Annotated in this window: 21 protein-coding genes; 16 read left to right on the top strand and 5 right to left on the bottom strand. The window is 46.0% G+C overall.

Annotated elements, in window-relative coordinates; translation table 11 throughout:
• The first annotated feature begins 5 nt into the window (after positions 1-5).
• Complete coding sequence (gene fliE / locus OA34_RS05625; protein WP_039673222.1) at positions 6-302, top strand: flagellar hook-basal body complex protein FliE; 297 nt, start codon at positions 6-8, stop codon at positions 300-302.
• A 14-nt stretch (positions 303-316) separates the two neighbouring features.
• On the top strand, positions 317-2098 hold the full coding sequence (locus OA34_RS05620) for a peptidoglycan D,D-transpeptidase FtsI family protein (protein WP_039673220.1): 1782 nt from the start codon (positions 317-319) through the stop codon (positions 2096-2098).
• Here OA34_RS05620 and hemH read toward each other — a convergent pair.
• Positions 2064-3014: a ferrochelatase gene (hemH, locus tag OA34_RS05615; protein WP_039673218.1), complete on the bottom strand. Its 951-nt coding sequence runs from the start codon at positions 3012-3014 to the stop codon at positions 2064-2066. The genes OA34_RS05620 and hemH overlap by 35 nt on opposite strands.
• 139 nt (positions 3015-3153) lie before the next feature.
• On the opposite strand from hemH, the gene OA34_RS05610 reads away from it, so the two are divergent.
• On the top strand, positions 3154-3639 hold the full coding sequence (locus OA34_RS05610; RefSeq protein ID WP_039673216.1) for an Lcl C-terminal domain-containing protein: 486 nt from the start codon (positions 3154-3156) through the stop codon (positions 3637-3639).
• Here the strand turns inward: OA34_RS05610 and OA34_RS13580 are convergent.
• Complete coding sequence (locus OA34_RS13580; RefSeq protein WP_286682873.1) at positions 3636-3800, bottom strand: hypothetical protein; 165 nt, start codon at positions 3798-3800, stop codon at positions 3636-3638. The two genes, OA34_RS05610 and OA34_RS13580, sit on opposite strands and share 4 nt — an antisense overlap.
• 53 nt (positions 3801-3853) lie before the next feature.
• Entirely contained in the window at positions 3854-4414 is a 561-nt protein-coding gene (locus OA34_RS05605) for a hypothetical protein (RefSeq protein WP_039673214.1), read from the bottom strand.
• A 205-nt stretch (positions 4415-4619) separates the two neighbouring features.
• Between OA34_RS05605 and OA34_RS05600 the strand changes: the two genes are divergently transcribed.
• The 7 genes from OA34_RS05600 (at position 4620) to OA34_RS05570 (ending at position 13986) form a co-directional block, all read left to right on the top strand.
• Positions 4620-6575, top strand: coding sequence for a glycoside hydrolase family 17 protein (locus OA34_RS05600; protein WP_039673212.1), 1956 nt, complete (start codon positions 4620-4622; stop codon positions 6573-6575).
• Positions 6576-6680: 105 nt separating this feature from the next.
• The gene (gene alaS / locus OA34_RS05595; protein WP_039673211.1) at positions 6681-9227 is read left to right on the top strand and encodes an alanine--tRNA ligase; all 2547 of its coding nucleotides are present in this window, start codon (positions 6681-6683) and stop codon (positions 9225-9227) included.
• Positions 9228-9230: 3 nt separating this feature from the next.
• Positions 9231-9728, top strand: coding sequence for a hypothetical protein (locus OA34_RS05590; protein ID WP_039673209.1), 498 nt, complete (start codon positions 9231-9233; stop codon positions 9726-9728).
• A gap of 1 nt (position 9729) precedes the next feature.
• Entirely contained in the window at positions 9730-10281 is a 552-nt protein-coding gene (gene maf / locus OA34_RS05585) for a septum formation inhibitor Maf (protein ID WP_039673208.1), read from the top strand.
• 2 nt (positions 10282-10283) lie between these two features.
• Complete coding sequence (locus OA34_RS05580) at positions 10284-11375, top strand: aminotransferase class I/II-fold pyridoxal phosphate-dependent enzyme (RefSeq protein WP_039673206.1); 1092 nt, start codon at positions 10284-10286, stop codon at positions 11373-11375.
• Positions 11372-12067 (top strand): ATP-binding cassette domain-containing protein, encoded by a 696-nt coding sequence (locus OA34_RS05575; protein WP_039673204.1) that lies wholly within the window; start codon positions 11372-11374, stop codon positions 12065-12067. Before OA34_RS05580 ends, OA34_RS05575 begins: the two co-directional genes overlap by 4 nt.
• A complete protein-coding gene (locus OA34_RS05570; RefSeq protein ID WP_039673202.1) occupies positions 12064-13986 on the top strand; it encodes a penicillin-binding protein 1A in 1923 nt (640 codons plus the stop codon). The genes OA34_RS05575 and OA34_RS05570 overlap by 4 nt, the downstream gene beginning before the upstream one ends.
• 233 nt (positions 13987-14219) lie before the next feature.
• Here the strand turns inward: OA34_RS05570 and glnA are convergent, their stop codons facing one another.
• Together glnA and OA34_RS05560 are read right to left on the bottom strand one after the other, a co-directional pair.
• Positions 14220-15650, bottom strand: coding sequence for a type I glutamate--ammonia ligase (glnA, locus tag OA34_RS05565; RefSeq protein WP_039673200.1), 1431 nt, complete (start codon positions 15648-15650; stop codon positions 14220-14222).
• 71 nt (positions 15651-15721) lie between these two features.
• On the bottom strand, positions 15722-16501 hold the full coding sequence (locus OA34_RS05560) for a histidinol-phosphatase (RefSeq protein ID WP_039673198.1): 780 nt from the start codon (positions 16499-16501) through the stop codon (positions 15722-15724).
• A 91-nt stretch (positions 16502-16592) separates the two neighbouring features.
• On the opposite strand from OA34_RS05560, the gene OA34_RS05555 reads away from it, so the two are divergent.
• The 6 genes from OA34_RS05555 to OA34_RS05530 are packed head-to-tail and all read left to right on the top strand — an operon-like array spanning position 16593 to position 21211.
• Positions 16593-17336, top strand: a complete 744-nt coding sequence (locus OA34_RS05555; RefSeq protein ID WP_039673196.1) for a chemotaxis protein — start codon at positions 16593-16595, stop codon at positions 17334-17336.
• Positions 17337-18608, top strand: a complete 1272-nt coding sequence (locus OA34_RS05550) for a peptidase U32 family protein (RefSeq protein WP_039673194.1) — start codon at positions 17337-17339, stop codon at positions 18606-18608.
• Positions 18605-19102: a 5-(carboxyamino)imidazole ribonucleotide mutase gene (gene purE / locus OA34_RS05545; protein WP_039673192.1), complete on the top strand. Its 498-nt coding sequence runs from the start codon at positions 18605-18607 to the stop codon at positions 19100-19102. Before OA34_RS05550 ends, purE begins: the two co-directional genes overlap by 4 nt.
• 11 nt (positions 19103-19113) lie before the next feature.
• On the top strand, positions 19114-19605 hold the full coding sequence (locus OA34_RS05540; protein ID WP_039673190.1) for a DUF3972 domain-containing protein: 492 nt from the start codon (positions 19114-19116) through the stop codon (positions 19603-19605).
• Between the two features lie 29 nt (positions 19606-19634).
• Positions 19635-20492, top strand: coding sequence for a glycine--tRNA ligase subunit alpha (gene glyQ, locus OA34_RS05535; protein ID WP_039673188.1), 858 nt, complete (start codon positions 19635-19637; stop codon positions 20490-20492).
• Positions 20492-21211: a Nif3-like dinuclear metal center hexameric protein gene (locus tag OA34_RS05530; protein WP_039673186.1), complete on the top strand. Its 720-nt coding sequence runs from the start codon at positions 20492-20494 to the stop codon at positions 21209-21211. The genes glyQ and OA34_RS05530 overlap by 1 nt, the downstream gene beginning before the upstream one ends.
• Positions 21212-21224 lie beyond the last annotated feature (13 nt).

Raw genomic sequence — 21224 nt, 5'->3', positions numbered from 1 at the left:
GCTAAATGCCTAGTAGCATTGATAAACTTTCATCACTCAATACCTTGCTCTCAACCGGTGACAAAAGTGATGTTAAAAGCGGTGACGATTTTTCAAAGATTTTAGAACAATCGATTGCCGAAATTAACGATTCGCAGGTCAAAGGCGATCGTGCTATGGCGGATATTGCAACCGGTGAAGTCAAAGATTTGCATCAAGCCGCTATTGCTATCAATAAAGCCGAAACAAGTATGAAACTAATGCTAGAGATTCGCAATAAAGCCCTTAGTGCTTATAAAGAGATCTCTAAAACTCAAATTTAACTTTTTGCCTTTGCATGGAACCCTCAGATACTAAAAAAATTAAAATTCTCTTCTTATTCGTCGTTGTTCTTTTAGGGTTTATGATCTTTTTGGGAACCCTTTTTTATTGGGCTACCATCGAACGACGATTGCCTCGTTTGGAACACAGCGAAGTCAACCATGCATTGCGCGGCAATATCGTAAGTGCGGACGGTTTTAAAATCGCAACAAGCCAACAACTCTACAAAGCCATCGTCGACACGCGCAATATCGATCCTAAAAAGCTAGACCTTTTCGTGCGTTTGTATTCGCTTTACAGCGGAGACGATCCTAAAGCGGTCGCCGCGACGCTTGGTTCCAATTCCGGCAGTACGGTGTTATCGTATCGTATTGATTCAAAAACGGCCAAATACCTGCAAGAACTTTCACGAAAGCTCTACAAGCTCGGTGTTTTTAAAAGTTATGAAGACCCCAAAACGGGCGTAGCGTTTTTGCACGGACTGAGCGTGGTCGAAAGCGGCGAAGACAGGCTTTATCCGGCGGTGGATTCGCTGACGCCGATTGTCGGCTACGTACGTAAAGTCGAGCAAAAAAACATCACGAAAACGACCGGTGTTAAAGGTATCGAGCGCTACTATGAAGACAAACTCTCTTCGGTACAAGACTCGTTGGTCTACGGTTTTCGCGATATCGCCAATACGGTTATTTTGGACGGAAATAGCGTCTCTTCGCGCCGCTTTGACGGTTACGACGTGCATCTGACGATCTCGTTAAAAATGCAAAAAATTATCGAAAGCGTCTTGGATCAATATCAAAAAAACTTAGAAGCCAAAGAGATTATCGTGGGTATTTTAAACAGCGACACGGCCGAATTCGTTGCGTTGGCATCGAGCAATCGTTTCAATCCCGATCTGATCGAGAAAAAAGATTACGGTTCTTTGAACGTATCGGCGATCGAGTATATTTACGAACCCGGTTCGGTTTTGAAAAGCATTACGTTTGCGCTATTACTTAAAGCAAATAAAGTCAATCCCTACGATATTGTGAACGTGTACGGCGGAAGTTACAAACTCGGTACGAAAGTCATTAAAGATACGCACAAGGCGGACAAACTGACCGCCGAAGATATTATCGTCTATTCGAGTAACGTCGGAACGGCGCAAATCGCTCAAAAACTCGATGCAATGGAGTTTTACCAAGGACTCAAAGATTTTGGGTTTTCGGTGCGAAGCGGCGTGGATTTGCCTTTTGAAAATCCGGGCATTATTCCTACGATCAACCGCTTCAATTCTCCGATTTACAAAGCTACGGTCGGATACGGATACGGTATGAACGCGACTTTTATGCAAGTGATTCGCGCGTACAACGTTTTCAATAACAACGGACGTATTTTAACGCCGATGTTGGTTAAAAAGTTAGTTTCGCCTATCGGGCAAGAACTGTTTCCCGAAAAAAGCCCCGAAAATCAAATTATCCCCGTTTCGGTGGCAAAACGAATGCAAAAGATTTTAATTAAAGTCGTTCAACAAGGTACGGGAACGGGTGCCAAAATCGAAGGACTCGAAATCGGCGGTAAAACCGGTACGGCACATATCGCGGAGGACGGAGAGTACGTTCGAAGTTATAACGGTTCGTTTTTCGGCTTTGCCAACGATAAAAAAAATCGCTACACAATCGGCGTCTTAGTTCGCGAAGCCAAAAAACGACAAGCGTATTTTGCGGCGCAAAGTGCGGTTCCCGTTTTTAAAGAAGTGGTCGAAAAGCTTGTCGAAAACGGCTACCTTACCCCTTCAAGCGATCTTGTACCCAGCAACTAATCGCTTCAACGAAACCATCGTCGTCGTTGGGGCACTTTGCCACAAGGTATCGCTCAAATCCTAATTCCTGCGCAAGATGTGCATACTCCATGCTAAGCTCAAATTCCGTTTCGGAATTGTCGATCGTAAACGAAATGGGAACGATAAGTGCGTTTTTGTTCTCCAGCGTTTTGAGTTTGTCTTCCAAAGAGGGCTCTAGCCATTTAACCGGTCCTAGTTTGGACTGATACGCTAGATGCACCGCTTTAAAATGCAAGTTTTCTGCTTCCAAAAGTGTCTCCATCGCTTTGACATGTAAGATAATCTCTTTCTCATACGGATCGCCGTTAATGATGATTTTTTGCGGCAAAGAGTGTGCTGAGAAGATCAGTTCCATCTGTGTTGGGTCGTTTTCGGCAAGTGCTTCTTTGATCTTTTTGAGTAAAAGGCGGTTGTAGCTTTCATTTTCAAAAAAACGCTCTATCACGCGTATTTTGGCGTGCAATCCCAACGTTTTCGCCGTTTTCGTAAAATCCTCTACCGAAGACTTGGTCGTCGTGGTCGAGTAGTGCGGATACAGCGGCAATAAGATGACTTCTTCTATTCCTTGTGCTTGAAGCTCACGGATCGCTTCATCGCAAAAAGGCGGCGTATAGCGCATCGCAAAGCTTACATGTAAAGAAGGAAGGGCACTTTGCAGTTTTGAAACCAGTTGTTTGGTGTACCCGACCAAAGGCGATTTGCCGCCCAGTTTGGCGTAGTTGGCTTGTGCCGTTTTGGTACGCGAAGTCGTGATCATAAACGCGATCAAACGGCGTAAGAGAGCACTTTTGACGGTGATAATGTTGGCATCGTTGAACATGTTAGATAAAAAGAGTTTGACTTCATCAAGATTGTTCGGACCTCCCATATTGAGAAGTACCAGTGCTTTTTTCATGGAAAAACCTTTGCATAAGATAATCTCTATTGTACATGCAAGATGCTAAAGAGTGCTTTACATGTCAAAAGTGCTGAAACGATTAAGCGGCGCTGTGGTATGTTTTGAAAGAGTGTTTCCAAAGAGAGAGGACAAACCGATGAAAAAATATATGGCAACTTTCCTGTGTTGTGCGCTCAACCTAACGGCAGAATGTTCTTTCCCTTCAAATACTTTGATCGCCACAACAGACGAAGTGCGCGACATCAAAACAGGACTCATCTGGAGACGCTGTGCCCTTGGGCAAACATGGCAGAACAACAGAGGGTGCGTGGGTGAAGTCGAGTTGATGCGACGTGCGGAAGTTGAAGAAAAAGCACGCTTGCTTGGGGAAAAATGGCGTTTGCCGACGCTGGATGAACTGCTTACGCTGGTCGATGATCGCTGTCAACCTCCGGTCATCAATACAAAGATTTTCGGCAAGGTACGCGATACGACGGGCGAGGGAGCAAACTACCTCACCGCTTCGATTTACCTTGAAGGCGATGCGGCGATCCCCACACTCTTTTACACGATCGATCTGTTAAACGGCAGTGTTGACGCGCACACTAAAGGCTTTGCGGGTGCCGTACGGATGGTGCGCTAGAGCTTTTTAAGGGGTACTGCATGGCACAAATGCTTTTCATCTTTTGCCGTGCGAGCGCATTTTTCGCAGATAAATTTGGGTTTTGAGACGATCTTGACGATCTTTTTGGCATACGCTTTTACGTCGTCTTTTTTCAGAGAACAGAGTTTTTTGATTTTCATGCTACGCCTTTTTTTGACATGTCAAAGTGTAGCATGAAACGGGATGAGACGGCTTAAACCGCACCCATAATTTTTTTGGAGCTCTCGCCTTTGTGGCTTAATACCTCTTCAAAACTCATTGCCGTAGCAGTGCAATCGACGCTTAAAAGCGCTTCGTAAAGTGCTTCGATCTTCTCGGCGTTGTCCATCTTTTTGAGTTCACCTTTCTCTAAGTTAGAGAGATCTAAAAGCTCGTTCCAAACGGAGCTTTCCGCAAGCGAATAGGCATTGAAAGTAACGCCCTCATACGTAAACGTACCGTTTTTATCCAAGTCGGTGACGTAGAGAACGACCAAAGTCGCGGGTGTAAAAAACGCTTTATACTTTTCGAAAAAAGGCTCAAAATGCGTAATACTTTCAAGTTCGCATGCAAAAAATTTAATACTCGCATCGTCGGCTACGACCAAAACTTGTTTCGCTTGAATTTTCGGAGGCAAAATTCTATCGGCGGAGAGCTGTTTTCCCGCTTCGATAATTAAAGCACCTCGGTAACCGACCAGTCCTTGCCCCAATTCTCCGCTAAAAGAGGGCTGCCATGCAAGATTGTTCTCTTTAATATACGCTACGATCGACATGATGTTTCCTTTTTGTGTGATAAAAAGGCTTATACAAGAACTATTCCGCGAAGTGTGAAGCGGCAGAGTAAGGTACTTTTGAAATAATGTAATAATAAAAACGCTGTATAAAGATTAGGAAAAATACTCTTAAAATTGATCTACATGTCAACCCTTAAACCCAATTTCTGTATAATCGCGCCATTTTAGTAGGGAGTATTGTTTTATGAAGCATACGCTTAAAATCACGCTTTTTTATTTGGTCATGTTTGTCAGTCTCGGGCTTTTTTGGTTTTGGGCGGCAAAACCTTCCGATTCTCTTGTAACGCTTCCCGAGGACGTCAAGCTTCAATGCCTCTCTTACGCGCCTTTCGGGAAAGACGATTCGCCGTTTGATATTCCAAACGGGTTTAAGCCTTCGCTCGAACAGATGGACAAAGATTTGGCGCATTTGGCGACGATTACGGGGTGTATTCGAACGTATTCGAGCGTCGGGCTGGAGGCGTTACCCGAAATTGCCCGCAAGCACGGGCTGAAACTTTGGTTGGGTGCATGGGTCAGCAGCGATGCGACGTTGACGAAAAAAGAGATCGAAACCGTGATCGCGCTTGCGCAAGAGAACAAAGACATCGTCGAGACCGTCGTCGTCGGCAATGAAGCGTTATTGCGCCGCGACGTGAGTGCGTCTCAGTTGGTTGCGTATATTCAAAGCGTCAAAGAAGCGTTGCCCGATATGACGATCACGTATGCCGACGTATGGGAGTTTTGGAACAAACATCCCGAAGTCGCACCCGCGGTCGATCGCGTGACGATACACATTTTGCCGTATTGGGAAGATAAGCCTATTAGCGTCGATAAAGCACTCTTACATGTCAAAGCGATTCGCGAAGCGATGATGCAAAAAATCCCCGACAAAGAGATCGTCATCGGTGAGACGGGTTGGCCGAGTTTCGGGCGAATGCGCGAAGGTGCTTACCCGAGTGCGGAAAATCAAGCGATTTTTACGCGCGGTTTTGTGAAAATGGCGCAAGAAGGCGGATGGAAATACAACTTTATCGAGGCGTTTGACCAACCGTGGAAACGCGTGAGCGAGGGTGCGGTCGGCGGTTATTGGGGACTTTTTGACGCAGATCGCGCGGATAAACATATCTTGCACGGATTTGTGAGCAATTATCCGTACGCACAATGGATGTTCGCGGGAAGCTTTGCTTTAAGCTTGCTCGGGTTGATTTGGCTGGTGCGTATCCAGACGTGCGCATGTAAAAAAGCGGCATATTGGTTTGTAAGTTTGTGGGGCGGATCGGTAGCACTTGTGTGGCAAGCGTATCAGTATTGGATGGTTTCGAGAAATACCCTTGAGGTCGTTTGGGCGATTTTGTGTTTGGGGCTTGCGTTGATCTTATGGCTCAAAATCGTACGCTACGTGATGACCGAAGAGATGGTTTTTCCGGCACGTATGAGCCGTTTGATGTCGGTCGTAACGCTTAGCGAGCCGTTTCAAAAAAGCTTTTTTGCGTATGATCTGTTGCATACGCTCAGCAGCGGCGTTGCTCTTGTCATGGCACTTTCGATGGCGTTTGACGGACGCTACTTGAATTTCGAGATCGGAACGCTCGGCATCATTACGGCATTTTACGCGATCGCGTATGTGACGACCGATCGCAAAGCGTTGAACGGGCTTTTAGAAAAAGTGACGGGCTTGGCACTTTTTATCGCCGCATTGGCGGTGCTTTTACACGAAAGTGCACGCAACGATTTTGCGCTCAATTGGGTGGTTATGATGGTCGTTTTAGGCTCGACTTTATGGCTTTCCGTGTCTAAAATGTGTGGAATAGTCCGAACGTTCTCGTTTTTGCTCGTTGCGGCATTGGCGATTTTTGCACTTAAAGAGGGAATTTACGTGAACGAAAAATGGATCGACGTATGCGCGAGCAATCCTTCTCTTTTGACATGTCAGCTCAAAGTTTGGTTAGGTAAGATCATTTACCTCAATTACGTCGGACTTTCAGGTAGCGTCGTTGCCCTGTTTGCCGTGCTCTCGGGCAGTTATCTTTTAGGCGTGCTCGCGATGGTGATGGGGCTGTTTGGTTTGCTAACGTTTAACGGATTTTTAGGCGCGATTCTGGTCGTTTTGGGTTGGTGGGTCGTCGGATACCGTCTGGGTGAAAAATGTACGTTATAACGTTAAAAGCTCCCTTCAACGGAGTATTTTAGGGCATTTAATAATAGCCTTTAGGTTTTTTCGTTAAAATAGATCAATTTTGAATCATGAAATAGGGAAAAAAGTATGGATGTAAGAGCCGAGTTTCTAAAGTTTTTCGAGCAAAAAGGGCATCAGATCGTCGAGAGTTCGCCTCTCGTTCCCGATGATGCGACGCTGCTGTTTACCAATGCCGGTATGGTTCCTTTTAAGAGTATTTTCACGGGCGAAGTTCCTCGTCCTAACCCGCCGCGCGCGACGAGTTGTCAGACGTGTATTCGAGCGGGGGGCAAACATAACGACCTTGATAACGTCGGCTACACCGCACGCCATCATACTTTTTTCGAGATGCTCGGAAACTTTTCGTTCGGCGATTATTTTAAAGAAGACGCTATCTCTCATGCGTGGGAGTTCGTAACCGAAGTGTTGAAACTTCCCAAAGAAAAACTGTGGGTGACCGTGCATGAAAGCGACGACGAGGCCGAAGCGATTTGGAAAAAACATATCGACGCCTCTCGCATTATGCGTTTCGGCGATAAAGACAACTTTTGGCAAATGGGCGATACGGGACCTTGCGGTCCTTGTAGCGAGATTTTTATCGACCAAGGAGCGGAGCATTTTAACACGCCCGAAGATTATATGGGCGGCGACGGCGATCGCTTTTTAGAGATTTGGAATCTGGTTTTTATGCAGTACGAGCGCGATAAAGCGGGCGTTTTACACAAACTTCCCAAACCTTCGATCGATACGGGCATGGGGCTAGAGCGCGTTACGGCAGTCAAAGAGGGTGTGTTTAGCAACTACGACTCATCGCTTTTTATGCCGCTTCTCAATCACGTCGCGACGCTTTGCGGCAAACCTTATGCGTATGCTAGCGGGGCGAGCTATCGCGTCATTGCCGATCATATTCGCGCGGTCTCCTTTTTACTTGCGCAAGGAACGACGTTCGGTCGCGTAGGTCGCGGATACGTTTTACGTCGCATTTTACGCCGTGCGGTACGTCACGGTTACCTTTTAGGACTTCGCGAGCCGTTTATGTACCGCTTGCTCGATACCTTGTGTGACTTAATGGCTCAACAGTATCCTTATTTGGCGGAGAAAAAAGAGACGATTGCCGAACAGATCAAAAACGAAGAAGAGAGCTTTTTCACGACGATCGCTTCAGGGCTTGAATTGTTTGAAAAAGAGCTTCCCAACACCAAAGAGATGTTTAGCGGCGAAGTGGCGTTTAAACTGTACGACACTTACGGATTTCCTTTAGACTTGACGGCGGATATGCTCAGAGAAAAAGGACTTAGCGTTAACGAAGCGGAGTTTGAACACTTGATGGCAGAACAAAAAGCACGCTCCAAAGCTTCATGGAAAGGCAGCGGCGATAAAGCGACGCAGGGCGATTTTAAACCGCTCTTGGAAAAATTCGGACACAACGCGTTCGTCGGTTACACGCACCAGAGGGCAACGGGTAAGATATTGGCCTTGTTGGACGAGAATTTTAAAGAGGTTCAAAGCTTGGAAGAAAACGGTTGGGTGATGTTTGATCAAACACCGTTTTACGCGATGAGCGGCGGACAAAGCGGTGATGAAGGAATCGTAGAAGGCTACGGAAAAGTGCTTGATACGAAGAAATTTTTTGATTTGAATCTTTCTTTGGTCGAACTTGAAAAACCTTTACATGTCGGCGATACGGTGAACTTAGTCGTCGATACGTCGCGTTTAGAGATTGAGAAACACCACAGTGCGACGCACTTGCTTCACAGCGCGCTTCGCAAGGTTTTGGGCGAACATGTCAGTCAAGCGGGTAGTTTGGTCGAAAAAGACCGACTTCGTTTCGACTTTTCCCATCCTAAAGCACTCAACAGCGAAGAGTTGACTCAGATCGAAGCTTTCGTCAATGCCGTCGTTGCAAGCGGCGTCGAGGGCGTTACGCGATTGATGAACGTTGATGACGCGAAAAAAAGCGGTGCGATGGCGTTGTTCGGCGAAAAATACGGTAACGAAGTGCGCGTCGTCAGTTTCGGCGACGCCAGCGTCGAACTTTGCGGCGGAACGCACGTACGCAATACGGCCCATATCGGAAGCTTTTTCATCTTAAAAGAGAGCGGCGTGAGTGCCGGCGTGCGACGTATCGAAGCCGTGTGCGGCGGTGCGGCGTTGGCGTACGCGCAAAACATGCGAAGCGAGCTTGAAGCGATTAAAGAGAGTGTTAAACATAAAGAGCCGTTGATCGGTATTAACCGTCTGAAAGAAGAGGTAAAAGCGTTAAAATCCGAAGTAGAATCGCTCAACGCACAGGCCGGAAAAGCCGTCGAATCCTTGCAGATGAACGGCGTCGAAGTGATCGTCGATGTTTTAAGCGCGGGTGACATCAAAGCGCGAATCGATGATTTGAAAAATGAAAGAGACGCGGTTGCGGTTTTATTGCTTCAGGAAAAAGACGACAAAGTGATGATCGCCGCGGGCGTTAAAAACGCGCCGATTAAAGCGGGCGCATGGATTAAGGCGATTGCACCGATCGTCGGCGGCGGCGGAGGCGGAAGAGACGATTTCGCACAAGCGGGCGGGAAAGACGCTTCTAAGATCGAAGAGGCAAAACAAGCCGCCCTTGCGTATGCCAAGGCGGGACTTCAAGGATAAACGATGCGGGATCTGATTACGGAAATCTTCAGCGATTTTAGTCGAATCATCGTCTTTTTGCATATCATCAGTGCCGCTATCCTTATCGGCAGTATGTTTGTGATGCGTTTTGTGATTCAACCGGTCGAAGTGGACATTCCCGACGTAAAGATTAAATTTACCAGTTGCATCAATATGATGCGTCGATATATCGTTTTTCTGGTGCCGGTGATGTTGATTATCGCCGGTACGTCCGTGTTTATGCATATCGGATTAGGGTTTAAAAACGGTCATCCGATGAGTAACATTATGGTGCATACGAAAGAGGCGTTGTGGACGTTTATTACCTTCAATTTTATCTACATGTACTTCAAATACCTGAAAGCCAAAAAAGGTTTTGACGAAGAAAACTACATCGAGACGGAAGAAAACGTCATCTTGATGGTACGTTATTTGATCCCGCTCAATCTGTTATTGGCATTGATTTCGGTCTATTTCGGCGTGATTTTGAGGGGTTATTAAGATGCAAACCATCGTACTAGGCTCTTCTTCGATAACCCGAGCGGAACTTTTGAGTCGATTTGGCGTTCCTTTCGTGCAAAGGGATACGGGATTTGACGAAGAACAATTACGCATCGACGATCCGGCACATTTCGTGTATCACGCCACAAAGGGGAAGATGCAAAGCTATCTTGAAACTTACGCGTTGGATATGCCCGTTTTATGCGCCGATACGGTCGTTACGGCAAACCGCCAGATTTTACGAAAAGCCAAAGATCGAGCAGACGCCAAACGTATTTTAGAGCTTCAAAGCGGGAACACGGTTAGTATTATGACATGTATGATTTACAAATCCAAAACGTGCGAATTGATCGACCTCGCGTCGACGAATTATCGTTTTGCGCCGTTTGATAAAGCGGATTTGGAAGCCTATTTAAATACCGACGCGTGGGTCGGCAAAGCAGGGGCGTGTATGGTCGAAGGCTTTTGTAAATCCTACATTCACGAGGTCACGGGACTGGAAAGTACCGCCATGGGCTTAAGCGTCGAAAGACTGCTGCCGTTTTTATCTTAACGATGTACGAACACGAACTTCAAGCCATCCGCAAAGCCAACCGATACCGAACCAAAACGGTATACGATGAAGGCATTCACGATTTTAGCTCCAACGACTATTTGGGACTTGCCGAAAATAAAACGCTTTTTGAACGTGCGGTTGCGCACGTTTCGATGTACAAAACGCATGCACCCAAAGCATCGATTTTGGTCAACGGCTATCACCCGATTCATGAAGAATTTGAAACATTGGTCGCGCGTCAAAACGGATTTGAAACGGCGTTGGTATGCGGAAGCGGTTTTTTAGCCAATTTTTCGTTGATAGAAGCGTTACCGCGTAAAAAAGACCTGTTGATTTTGGACGAAGAGTATCATGCCAGCGGTATGGTTGCGTCCAAAACGGTGGATGCGGAAGTCTTGACGTTTCGACACAACGACGCCGATCATTTGGAAAGCCTCATCAACTCTCGTCCTCATAATCGCGTGATTATCGCGGTTGAGGGCATTTACTCCATGAGCGGAGATCTACTAAACCGTGCGATTTTCGAGATTGCCGATCGCTACAACGCCTTATTGATCGTCGATGAAGCGCACAGTGTGGGCGTCGTGGGAGACCATCTTCGCGGTGTTTTCGACTTATTCGGCATTACGCCCCAAGCCAATCATATCAAAATGGGTACGCTCGGAAAAGCGTTAGGCAGTTACGGAGCGTATATCTTATGCAGTGCGCATATTGCCGAGTTTTTAAATAACCGCGCCAAGGCGATTATTTACACGACGGCTCCTTCGCTTTTCGACATTGCGCTGGGATACCAAGGTTTTTTATACGTAATGAAACACGCACACAGCTTAAAAGAGGCGATTAACGTGCGCCAAACGCTGATGCAAAAACGCCTCCAAATCACGATGCCCGGACTGATCGGCTCGTATGCGATGGAAGATAACGCACAAACGTTAGCCTTGCAAAAGAGTCTTTTGGAAGCAGGATTTACGGTCGGTGCGATTCGACCGCCGACCGTTCCCGCACCTATTTTGCGGATTATTCCGCGACTAGCGGAGTCTATCGAAGATTTGGAAACGCTTTGCTTTTTGATCGAAAAGGCACGTGCTTGAGCTTTACATGTCAGCGTTTAACGATACGCCATCAAGAACACGTTCTTGTCGATACGGCGTTTTCGTTTGAACGCTCGTTTGCTCTGATCGGGCAAAGCGGTAGCGGAAAAAGTTTGACGCTCAAAGCACTTTTGGGGATGTTGCCTCAAGCTTTGGACGTGACGTTGGAGTATCACGCTTCGTACGAACTCGTTCGCGGTCGTACGGTCGCATTTGTTCCTCAAAACCCGTTTACGGCGCTCTCTCCCTTAACCAAAATAGGGCGGCAGTTCCTTCGGGACGAAGCCAAAACGAACGCCTATTTAGAAATGGTCGAACTGGATCCTGTTTTAGCCAACCGCTTTCCTTCCGAACTCAGCGGCGGGCAATTGCAACGTATTTGTATTGCTATGGCACTTTCTTTGGAGCCGAAACTGTTGCTTTTAGACGAGCCGACGACGGCGTTGGACGAAGAGAGCAAAGAGACGGTATTGCGCCTGATACGGCGGTTGCAAGACGTTTACGGTTTTGATATGCTTTTTGTCACGCACGACATCGAAACAATTCGCTACGTGTGCGATGAAGTCGGTATTTTACAAAATGGACGATTGATCGAGCAAGGGCTCGGTTCGGACATTTTTTCTTCTCCGAAAGAAGCTTATACGCAAGCCTTATTTGCTTCCGGATTTAAACAAAGGAGTTTTAGAACGTGAAATTTATTTTAACGACAATTTTTATGATTATGTTTGCCGGCATTTTAGCCGTACTATTTCTCTACGCGCAAATTCGTTTCGATGCCGATAAAATTATCCATTACAGTCCGAAACTGACCACGCAAATTTACGATCGTAACGGCGAATTGATTGCCAATTTATTTGATGAAGAAAACCGTTTGTTCGTCGAGTACAAAGAGATTCCCGCGCGGGTGATCGAAGCTTTGGTCGCAACCGAAGATACGTCGTTTTTCGAGCACAGCGGTATTAATCTCGAAGCGATTTTCAGGGCGCTCGTCAAAGACCTTCAAGCGATGAAGATGGTCGAGGGGGCTAGTACGGTGACGCAACAGTTGATTAAAAATACCGTTTTAACACGTCAAAAAACGCTTTCGCGCAAACTGAACGAAGCGGTTTTAGCTTACATCGTCGAAGCGGAGCTTAGTAAAGAAGAGATTTTAGAACGCTATTTTAACCATGTTTATTTCGGACACGGTTATTACGGTATTAAAACCGCGGCACTTGGGTATTTCAAAAAAAACCTCGATGCTTTGAGCATCAAAGAGATCGCGATTTTGGTCGGACTTCCGAAAGCTCCGAGTTCGTACGATCCGACGCGTCATATGGATCTCTCGTTGAGCCGTGCCAATCAAGTCGTCAATCGTATGTATACGCTCGGTTGGATCAGCGAAGCAGAATACACCAAGGCTACGTTAGAGCATCCCGTCGTGTATGACGAAACCTTAACGCGCAATCGCGCTCCTTACGTCGTCGATGAGGTCGTCAAAGCGGTCGGAAGCGAATACGATGATTTGAAAAAAGGCGGTTATCAGATTTATACGACCGTGGATTTGAAGCTTCAGCATTTGGCACAAGAAGCGTTAAAAGTCGGTTATAACGGTATGGCGTCGCGCGCAAAAGATATGAATCTCTCCGAACTCAACGGTGCGATGGTGGTTATGGAAAACGGTTCGGGTAACGTGTTGGCTTTGGTCGGCGGTATCGATTATGCCAAAAGCAGTTTTAACCGCGCAACCCAAAGCAAACGCCAACCCGGTTCGAGCTTTAAACCGTTTATTTATCAAAAAGCATTGGATTGGGGGTATTCGCCGCTTTCCGAAATTCCCGATATTTCGCGTACGTTCGTCAACAGCGAAACGGACGAAGAGTGGAAACCGAAAAACTACGAAAACGATTTTGAGGGATTGATTACGCTTAAAGAAGCGTTGGTGCATTCGCGCAACCTTGCGACGATCAACCTGCTCTCGATCTTGGGACTCGATAGCGTCTATAAAGAGTTGAAAAAAGACGGTTTTAAAAGCCTTTCGATGGACTTGACTTTAGCCCTTGGAAGTTTCGGTATTTCGCCTTTGGAATTCAGCAGCTTTTATTCGATGTTTCCGAATTACGGGGTTAAAACGGAGCCGCTTTTGGTCAAAAAAGTCATCAACCGAGACGGCGTCGAAAAAGTTTACGAAACGAAGTCTACGACGGTAACGACTCCGGAACAAAGCTTTTTGATGATCGATATGATGCGTGAAGTCGTTAAGCGCGGTACCGGAAGAAATGCACAAGTTGCGGGCATTGAAATCGCCGGTAAAACCGGTACGACGAACAGCAACGTCGATACATGGTTTTGCGGTTTCTCGCCGGACATCGAAATCATCACATGGTACGGCAACGACAACAACACGCCGCTGAAAAAAGGCGAAACGGGCGGTCGTGCAGCAGCTCCCGCGTTTAAATATTTTATGGGTAAGTACCTTGAAATGTACCCTGAAACGACGAGAGAATTTAAAATGCCAGAAGGCGTCGGTTCGCGCAAAATTAACGGCGTCATCGAATACTTTACCGAACAATCACCTTTCCCGAAAGTTACGATTAAACAGCAACAAGACGAAGGTGGCTTGATGTTCTAACAAGCGTTCATGTACCGACGAACATCTCGAAGAATGTCGGTCTTAACGCCTTTACCGGTAAAAATAGGTTACAATCTCTTCTACATGTTGGATTGGATTCTGTGACTCGAAGTCAAGCTTTAGTGCGCAGTCGCAACGTAGCTTTGCGGGCTTTGCCCGAAAAGCGTGTAAAATAAAAAAGGGAAGGCGACTCTTGCGAGTCGCGCTTCCCTTGAGGCGTGTTAGGGCTTAGACTAGCAGGAAAATACGGTTTTAAATTCAAACGCCGTAGGTCTTGCTTCGTCCGGCCAAACTTGCGTTTCGAATTTGTAGTGTTGGTACGTATCTAAAAACTCTGGCGTCATAACCGGTTTAAGATATTCATTGTCGCGAATCAACGCTTCAAGAGAACCTCTGAGCGTATGAGGCATTTGGTTGATACCTTTTTCTCTGATTTCATCGAGTGTCAATTCAAATAAGTCTTCATCCATTGGACCTACCGGCTCGGTTTTTGTTTTGATACCGTCGATTCCCGCAAGAAGCATAGCGGCAAACGCTAAATAAGGGCATGAAGTGGAATCCGGGAAACGCATCTCAACACGAACTGATTTCTCGCCAGCACCGTAAGGGATACGGCATGAAGCAGAACGGTTTTGCATAGAGTACGTAAGGATTGATGGTGCTTCAAATCCGGGGATCAAACGTTTGTAAGAGTTGGTTGACGGGTTTGTAAACGCCGCAACGCTTCGTGCGTGTTTCAAGACACCACCGATATACCAGCGTGCCATGTCACTAAGGTTCGCGTATTCGCCCGCTTTGTAGAACATGTTTTTGCCATCTTTCCAGATAGATTGGTGAACGTGCATACCGTTACCGTTATCGCCGTAAAGCGGTTTTGGCATAAAGGTTGCCGTTTTACCGTTAAGGTGTGCTACCATTTTAACAACGTATTTGTATTTTTGAACGTTATCAGCCGCTTCGATGAGTGAGCCAAATTTAACGCCGATTTCACCTTGTGCTTGTGCTACCTCGTGATGAAGAACGAAGACTTCAAGACCGATTTGTTTAAGGGTTTGTACCATTTCGGCGCGTAAATCAACCATCGTGTCGATCGGTTGAACCGGAAAGTAACCGCCTTTGGTGCCGGGACGATGACCCGTGTTGTAACCGTCGGTATAACTTTTTGCGCTATTCCATGTACCTTCTTCGGAGTCGACTTCATAGTATGAGCAGTTGATATCGTCTCTGATTTTAACGTCGTCGAATACGAAAAATTCATTTTCTGGTCCAAAGTATGCAACATCGCCTAATCCTGTTTCGGCAAGGTATTTCAATGTTTTTTTCGCGATACTTCTTGGGCATTTTTCGTACAATTCGCCTTTGTAAATATCAAAAACGTCGCAAAAAACGACAACGGTCGAATCTGCCGTAAAAGGGTCTAAAAATGCCGTTTCGGCTTCCGGTTTCAATAACATGTCGGATTTATTAATCGGTTGCCATGCTTCGATAGAAGAACCGTCAAAAGGGATACCGTTTGTAAAAGAATCTGCACTGATGGCTTCCATCGTATACGTAAGGTGATGCCATGTTCCTTTCATGTCCGTGAAACGAAAATCGACGAATTCAACTTCATTGTCAGCACAGTATTTGAAAAATTCTTCAACACTGTTAACGAATTTACCCATGGTGTAACTCCTAGAATTTAAATTTCAGTAATTTTATCAGAATGAGCTGAAAATAAAGCCGAAAAGAGTGCTTAAAAATTAACCATTTCCCGCTCTCTCTTTTCAAATAGTGCACATTTTTTATACCCGTATTGTTTGGCGACTTGACGAATTTCTTCTTGGCAAAAACCGATTTGATCGATTGCGTGTGCGTCGGAACCGAACGTAATCGGAATATCGCTTTGTGCCAGTAATTCCATCAGGGCATCTCCGGGATACTGCTCTTTGACGGGTTTGCGTAATCCTGCGGCATTGATTTCGACGACCATATCGGCTTTTTTAATGGCTTTAATCGCCTTTTGGGCAATGCTGCGAATATCCTTTTTAGGAAGGTAGTTAAAAATTTTGATCAGATCGAGATGTCCTACGACCTCAAACAAGCGGCTTTGTGCCAATGCTTCGATCGCGTCGAAATAACGTTGCCAAATCACGTCGATATCGTGATGCGTGTACTCTCCGATAAATTCAGGATTGTCAAATCCCCATTTGCCTAAAAAATGTACCGAACCGATGAAATAATCGACATCGCGCTTTAAAACGCTTTCATCGATATAACCGTCTAAAAAATCGACTTCGTACGCCAGTAAAATTTTGATAGTATCGCGGTGTTTTTCGCGAAGTAAAAGCACTTCTTGTTCATATCCTTGCATTTCGTCAAAGCGCATACGATAAGCTTCGTCAAAGCGCATCGGGGCATGATCCGAAAATCCGAAAACGTCTATTTTTCGGGCAACGGCTTGTTCGACGAAGGATTGCATACTTCCCTTCGCATGGTGGCATAAGGGCGTATGGTTGTGTAGGTCGATAATCATCGTGCGTTCTCCGTACTTTTGGTGTCTTAAATAAAATTATATAAAAAGTTCACTATAATAGACCATAATTTGTCACTTTAGGAGAAAGCTTATGACGCAAGAAGAACTGGATGCTTTAATGGCGGGTGATTTAGACGATGCCGACGAAACGTTGCCTTCCCCCGTTGCCCTCGACGAAGAATCGGACGAAGGAGTGAATGCGCACGAAAACCAAGAGTCTGATATGCAAAGCGATGAGAATTCGACGCATCATCATAAATTAATGCACGAGTACCGACCGTCTTCCACGATGGCTTGGCCACCGCCTCCTCCGACGGACGATCATAAAATGGTGCATCAACTTGACGACGTGACGAAAGATTCCGAGATTAAAGCCACTCAAGTCTTCGACAAACTTGAAACCGTCAATAACTTTATGATGAGTGCCGAAGAAAATGCCAAAGAAGTCATTAAATTGATCGAGAGCAACATCGCTCTTTTTGAGACTTTGGTGACGAAATTTCCTAAAATCGAACAATTTCAAAACGCATTAGACGACAATAAAACCATGAAAGTACGCGTTGAAGATATGTTGATGAATGCGCAGATGGCGGAAGACGAAATTATGATGACGATGGATATTATGCAGTATCAAGACATTCACCGCCAAAAAATTGAACGCGTTATCAACGTTATGCGCGCACTTTCGAAGTATATGAGCGCGCTTTTCGAAGGTGCGAAAGACGACACCAAACGGGTCAGCTCCGCGGTACATATTCACGGAGACGAAACGACCGAAGACGTCGTTAGCAACGAAGATATCGAAGCGTTGATCGCTAGTTTAGGAAAAAAATAGGTGTCTAACGTCGAACTGCTTTCTCCTGCCGGAAATTTTGAAAAGTTAAAAATAGCGCTCTCATACGGCGCGGATGCCGTTTACGCGGGAGTGAGCCACTTCTCTTTGCGTATCAGGTCGGGTAAAGAGTTTACGTACGAGAGTTTCGAAGAGGCCATCGCGTATACGCATGCGAAGAACAAACGCTTGCATGCGACGATTAACGGGTTTCCGTTTAATGCGCAGATTCCTCTTTTGGAAAAGCATATCGAACGCGTCAGCGCGATGAATCCCGATGCTTTTATCGTTGCGGCTCCGGGCGTCATCAAACTTGCGCAAAAGATCGCTCCGCATATTCCCGTGCATCTTTCGACGCAAGCCAACGTTTTAAGTTATTTGGACGCGGAAGTGTATGCAGATATGGGCGTCAAGCGCATTATTGCCGCGCGCGAAGTCAGTCTCAAAGATTTGGAACAGATTAAAAAACACTTGCCGCATATCGAACTCGAAGTTTTCGTTCACGGTTCCATGTGTTTTGCCTATAGCGGGCGTTGTTTGATTAGTTCGATTCAAAGCGGTCGCGTTTCCAATCGCGGAAGTTGTGCCAATGATTGCCGTTTTCCTTACACGCTTTACGCGCACAACGAAGAGAGCGGAACCCTCTTTAGAGTTGAAGAGAACGAAGAGGGAACGCATATTATGAATGCAAAAGACCTCAATTTAAGTGCACATGTCAAAGAAATTTTAGATTCGGGCGTGATCGATTCGTTGAAAATCGAAGGACGTACGAAGAGTGCTTATTACGTAGGTATCACGACCAAGACGTATCGCCAAGCGATTGACGATTATGCGCGCGGAGCTTTTGATGCAAACGTCTATGCGAAAGAGCTTGCCACGACGAAAAACAGAGGCTTTAGCGACGGTTATTTGGTCAACCGTCCTTACGAAAAAAACGATACGCAAAATTTGGCGCATTCGATCAGCGAAGGGTCGCATCAGGTGGCGGCGCAAGTCGACGAATCGGGTAAAACCTGTTTGTGCAAAGACGTTTTGGCGCTACATGTAGCCTATGAAATCATCACTCCCTCATCGGCACACGTTGAAGCGGTTGACAATGAGATCGGGACGATTTTTAAAGAAGACGGTCTTTGGAAAATTCGGTTTAAAAAGCTTCAAACGCCTTCAGGAAAACAGTTTGAAGAGATTCATAGCGGCAACGTCAATGCGATCGTTTTACCGACGTTGTTGGCGGGATTTACGTTTTTTAGAATACAACAAAAGGATAGTATGTGAAATTCGTTTCTATATTAATGGGAAGTAAAAGCGATTACGGCGTGATGGAAGAGTGTGCCAAAACGTTGGAGAAATTCGGCGTCATGTACGAATTGATCGTTTCTTCGGCGCACCGAAGTCCGGATCGTACCCATGCTTACGTTAAAAATGCGGAAGCCAAAGGTGCAAAAGTGTTTATTTGCGCAGCGGGAATGGCGGCGCATTTAGCGGGAGTCGTTGCTTCGTTAACGACAAAACCCGTTATCGGCGTTCCAATGAAAGGCGGCGTCATGGAGGGGATGGACGCTCTTTTAAGTACGGTCCAAATGCCCGGAGGCATGCCCGTAGGTACGGTGGCGATCGGTTCGGCGGGTGCAATGAACAGTGCGTATTTGGCAATGCAAATTCTCGCGATCGACGATGAAGAGTTGGCGGCTAAATTGAAAGAAGATCGCATCTTAAAAGCCAAAAAAGTCGAAACCGATTCTTCAGGGATTGAAGTTATTTTATCGTAAGGAGACGCATAATGAACAGTTGGTTAGAAATTGAGGCATTTAGCCGTTTGGTCAACTTAGATATACCCGCTGTTCGTTTATTGATAGACGAAGGAAAACTTGCGTCCAAAGAAGAAGAGGGGCAATGCTTCGTCGAAATCAGCCGCAGTGCGCAAGCTTTGATTCCGGCAACGCAAGGCGTCGTCGTTGAAGACGGCTTTAGCAATACCGGAAACCTGACGATGAGCTCGGAATTCGTCGAAAAAACCGTCGGGGCTATTTTAAGCTTGCACGAAAAGGTTTTGGATGCGAAAGAAGAGACGCTAGACGCGCTCAAAAGTGAAAACCGTTTTTTAAAAGAGGCCCTCTTTTCGATGCAGGAGCTTTACGACGAAGATCGCAAAACGATCGAAACGCTGAGTAAGCAAATCGAATTTTTAAAAGACGAGCTTGATTTTACCAAACGAAAATATAAAATGATGTGGAATAAAGCGGTGGAGGGTTATACCCCGCCTACGAAATAATCTTTACATGTAAGAAAAAGGATCTGTGCGTGCTTACTTTTAGTCAAATGCTTTTAAACCTCCAAACCTATTGGCAGCAAGAGGGATGTACGATCGTTCAGCCCTACGATATGCCAGCAGGTGCGGGAACGTTTCACAATGCAACGTTTTTACGAAGCCTCAGTTCAAAACCGTGGGCAACGGCATACGTCGCTCCGAGCCGAAGACCTACCGACGGACGTTACGGCGAAAATCCCAATCGTTTGGGAAGTTATTACCAGTTTCAAGTGTTGATCAAACCAAGCCCCGATAATATTCAAGAGCTTTACCTTAAAAGCCTTGAAATGCTAGGACTCGACATTAAAAAACACGATATTCGTTTCGTGGAAGACAACTGGGAATCGCCGACTTTAGGCGCATGGGGCTTAGGCTGGGAAGTGTGGTTAGACGGTATGGAAGTGACGCAATTTACGTACTTTCAGCAAGTCGGCGGTATCGTGTGCAATCCCGTTTCGGTTGAAATTACTTACGGCGTCGAGCGTTTGGCGATGTACCTTCAAGAAAAAGAGTCCGTTTTCGATCTCGTGTGGAACGAAAACGCGTTTGGCGTCACGACGTACGGCGACGTGCATAAACAAAGCGAATACGAGTTTAGCCGTTATAATTTTGAAGTCGCAAACGTTGCAATGCTTTTTGAGCATTTTGAAAACGCGCAAGCCGAATGCAAGCGTTGTTTGGACGAAAATTTGCCGTTACCTGCGTACGATTATTGTTTGGCGGCGTCGCATACGTTTAACGTATTGGATGCCAGAAAAGCGATTTCGGTAACGCAACGTCAAAATTATATTTTAAAAATTCGCGAGCTTGCCAAAGGGTGCGCGCTCAAATACAAAGAAGTAGTCGGATAATGCGCTTAGGCGAGATTTACGACTTTCTAGACGCCTTAAGCCCCTTTGCGACGCAAGCTTCTTGGGACAACAGCGGTTTACAGATCGGAGCGCGATCCGCTGCCATCGAGCGTATCTATTTAAGCCTCGACGTTGATCGCGCTTTGGTCGAAGCGGCAGAAAAACACTCGTTGATCATCACGCATCATCCGCTCATTTTTAGCGGCTTGAAACAGCTCGATTTTTCGCGTTATCCGTCAAATTTGATTCAAACAATCGTACGGAAAAATATTGCGTTGATTGCGATGCACACCAATTTCGATCTTTCGCATCTCAACGCGTACGTCGCTCGAAAATTGGGTTTTGAGATCGCGCTGACGAAAGATTTCGTGGCGTATTGCGACATCGATGAAAGTTTTGAAGCCTTGACATGTAAGGTTAAAAATGTCTTAGGGATAAAGCATCTACGCGTCGTTCAAACCTGCGAACATGTCAAGCGTTGCGCCTTAACGACGGGTGCGGGCGGAGATTTGATCCGCACCGTCGAGGCCGATTGTTTTTTAACGGGCGATTTAAAATACCATCAAGCTTTAGAAGCCAAAGAAAACGGGCTTAGTTTAATCGACATCGGACACTTTGAGAGTGAAGCGTATTTTGGGGCGTGTTTAAGTGAGCATTTGAAAAATTTGCCATTAAAAGCTATAATATCAAATTCTAAAAACCCCTTCCAACACATATAGAGGACACAGAGCA

The organism is Sulfurospirillum sp. MES, from assembly GCF_000789415.1.
In the GTDB taxonomy this organism is placed as follows: domain Bacteria; phylum Campylobacterota; class Campylobacteria; order Campylobacterales; family Sulfurospirillaceae; genus Sulfurospirillum; species Sulfurospirillum cavolei.
The sequence above is the reverse complement of the archived record's forward strand: the minus strand, read 5'-3'. Positions and strand labels throughout refer to the sequence as shown.

Excerpts from the sequence above, each read along its gene's own strand:
- fliE (WP_039673222.1), top strand. The coding sequence starts at position 6 with ATGCCTAGTAGCATTGATAAACTTTCATCACTCAATACCTTGCTCTCA.
- OA34_RS05620 (WP_039673220.1), top strand. The coding sequence starts at position 317 with ATGGAACCCTCAGATACTAAAAAAATTAAAATTCTCTTCTTATTCGTC.
- hemH (WP_039673218.1), bottom strand. The coding sequence starts at position 3,014 with ATGAAAAAAGCACTGGTACTTCTCAATATGGGAGGTCCGAACAATCTT.
- OA34_RS05610 (WP_039673216.1), top strand. The coding sequence starts at position 3,154 with ATGAAAAAATATATGGCAACTTTCCTGTGTTGTGCGCTCAACCTAACG.
- OA34_RS13580 (WP_286682873.1), bottom strand. The coding sequence starts at position 3,800 with ATGAAAATCAAAAAACTCTGTTCTCTGAAAAAAGACGACGTAAAAGCG.
- OA34_RS05605 (WP_039673214.1), bottom strand. The coding sequence starts at position 4,414 with ATGTCGATCGTAGCGTATATTAAAGAGAACAATCTTGCATGGCAGCCC.
- OA34_RS05600 (WP_039673212.1), top strand. The coding sequence starts at position 4,620 with ATGAAGCATACGCTTAAAATCACGCTTTTTTATTTGGTCATGTTTGTC.
- alaS (WP_039673211.1), top strand. The coding sequence starts at position 6,681 with ATGGATGTAAGAGCCGAGTTTCTAAAGTTTTTCGAGCAAAAAGGGCAT.
- OA34_RS05590 (WP_039673209.1), top strand. The coding sequence starts at position 9,231 with ATGCGGGATCTGATTACGGAAATCTTCAGCGATTTTAGTCGAATCATC.
- maf (WP_039673208.1), top strand. The coding sequence starts at position 9,730 with ATGCAAACCATCGTACTAGGCTCTTCTTCGATAACCCGAGCGGAACTT.
- OA34_RS05580 (WP_039673206.1), top strand. The coding sequence starts at position 10,284 with ATGTACGAACACGAACTTCAAGCCATCCGCAAAGCCAACCGATACCGA.
- glnA (WP_039673200.1), bottom strand. The coding sequence starts at position 15,650 with ATGGGTAAATTCGTTAACAGTGTTGAAGAATTTTTCAAATACTGTGCT.
- OA34_RS05560 (WP_039673198.1), bottom strand. The coding sequence starts at position 16,501 with ATGATTATCGACCTACACAACCATACGCCCTTATGCCACCATGCGAAG.
- OA34_RS05555 (WP_039673196.1), top strand. The coding sequence starts at position 16,593 with ATGACGCAAGAAGAACTGGATGCTTTAATGGCGGGTGATTTAGACGAT.
- OA34_RS05540 (WP_039673190.1), top strand. The coding sequence starts at position 19,114 with ATGAACAGTTGGTTAGAAATTGAGGCATTTAGCCGTTTGGTCAACTTA.
- OA34_RS05530 (WP_039673186.1), top strand. The coding sequence starts at position 20,492 with ATGCGCTTAGGCGAGATTTACGACTTTCTAGACGCCTTAAGCCCCTTT.